Here is a 1,613-nt window from a genome sequence, read left to right on the forward strand (position 1 = left end):
GCCCCCGCCGGGCGCCCGGAGAGCCGGGCGAACCGGGGGAGACGACCGCTCCGCCCTGCCCGGTCCCGGCCCCGTCCTGCCCGGCCTCGGCCCCGTCCTGCCCGGCCTCGGCTCCGCCGGTCACGGGGTGGCCTTGCCGCCGGTGCAGGCCGCGCCGGGCTCGGGGGTCTGCGGGCCGCGCACGAACGCCTTCAGGAAGGCGTCCACGCGCCCGTCGTCGGCGCTCTGGACCTTGAGCTGCTTGCCCCACGCGCTCAGCACCAGCGGGGCGTCCAGGCCCGGGTAGGGGCTGAGCAGCGTGTAGGGCGTGGCGCCGACCTTCGCCGACAGCTTGACCACCTGGTCCGTGGGCAGGTCCGGCCGGTAGGTGATCCACACCGCGCCGTGCTCCAGCGCGTGGACGGCGTTCTCGTTGCGGAGCGCGGCGGTGTAGACGCCGCAGTTCTGCCAGAGCGGGTCGTGCGCCCCGCCGATCGGCGGGGTGGTGTCGTATTTGACGGACGTCTGGACGTGGTCGCGGTTGGTCTCCTCCTTGCTGACCAGGCCCGCGATCTTGGCCCCGTCGCCGGACGAGCGGGCCTGCAGGAACGCGAACCCGATCGCGACGGCCGCGACCAGCCCGATCACGGTGAAGAAGGCGATCGCGCCCCACGGCGTCTGCCGTTCCGTCAGGGCGTTCTTGCGGGGCGCGGGCTTGCGCGGAGCGGAGCCGCCGCCCGCCGGGCGCCCGCTCCCGCGGGCCTTGCCTGAGGCGTTTCCGGGCGTGCGGGAGCGCGCTTTGTTGGACATGGCTGTAGAGGTCCTCTCGGATGGCCGTGCCGGTGAAGGTGGCTGTGCTGGTGAAGGTCGAGGCGTGGCCGCGCGCGTGCGGCCAGGAGCCTCTACAGCCGGAGCACCTGCAGGGAGGCCAGGGAGAGGGGAGCGGGGGAGGGACGGGCCGGGACGGCCGGCCGCCAGCCGAGGCGCGCCGGCAGCAGCAGCCGCCAGCGGTCCGGACGCGCCCCCAGCGCCAGCAGCATGATGCCCAGCAGGACGGCCAGGCAGAGGCAGGTCTGCGCCGGGGAGGGAGGCGTGTGGCGCGTCGGCGCCATCGCCGCCGGTGTCGCCGCCGCGTCGCCCGGGGCGAGCCGGATGTGCGTGCCGCCGGTGACCGGGGCGGACCACGCGGGACCGTGCGGATGGCAGAGGTCCGGCGGCGGGGTGTGCTCGAGCCCGTAGCTGAACAGGAGCCCGGCCAGCGCGAACAGCACCACGAACAGCCCCGCCAGCCCGTGGCGGCGCCGTGGTGTGCGCTGTGCCGCGCCCCGCAGATCGCCCTGCGCCGTGCCCCGCGCCGCGTCCCGCGCGGTGCGCCGGGGCGAGGCGGGGACGTACGGGACGGCCGTACCGGTCACCTGGTTCCGTTCACCTCCGGGACGGACCAACGCCTCTCCCGCCACCGGCGTTCCAGACCATCCGGACTTGTCACCGAACCGAGATAGTGTCGGAGGGTGACGAGCAGCCTGGGAGCAGGGGAGCCGGAGGGCCTCTTCGACGATCCGACCACCGCCGGGCCGGAGCCCGGGCGGCCCGCGCACGGCCCCGACCCGCGGCCGGAGAACGGCGCGGGCGCC

2 protein-coding genes are annotated in these 1,613 nt (G+C 75.9%); both read right to left on the bottom strand.

The genetic code is table 11. The annotated features are described in order from the left end of the window. Window positions 1-120 precede the first annotated feature (120 nt). On the bottom strand, window positions 121-789 hold the full coding sequence (locus DZF91_RS23970; RefSeq protein ID WP_117359563.1) for a DUF3105 domain-containing protein: 669 nt from the start codon (window positions 787-789) through the stop codon (window positions 121-123). Between the two features lie 92 nt (window positions 790-881). After that, a complete protein-coding gene (locus DZF91_RS23975) occupies window positions 882-1,394 on the bottom strand; it encodes a hypothetical protein (RefSeq protein ID WP_117359564.1) in 513 nt (170 codons plus the stop codon). Window positions 1,395-1,613: the final 219 nt, after the last annotated feature.

Source organism: Actinomadura logoneensis, from assembly GCF_003428695.1.
Taxonomy (GTDB): Bacteria; Actinomycetota; Actinomycetes; order Streptosporangiales; family Streptosporangiaceae; genus Spirillospora; species Spirillospora logoneensis.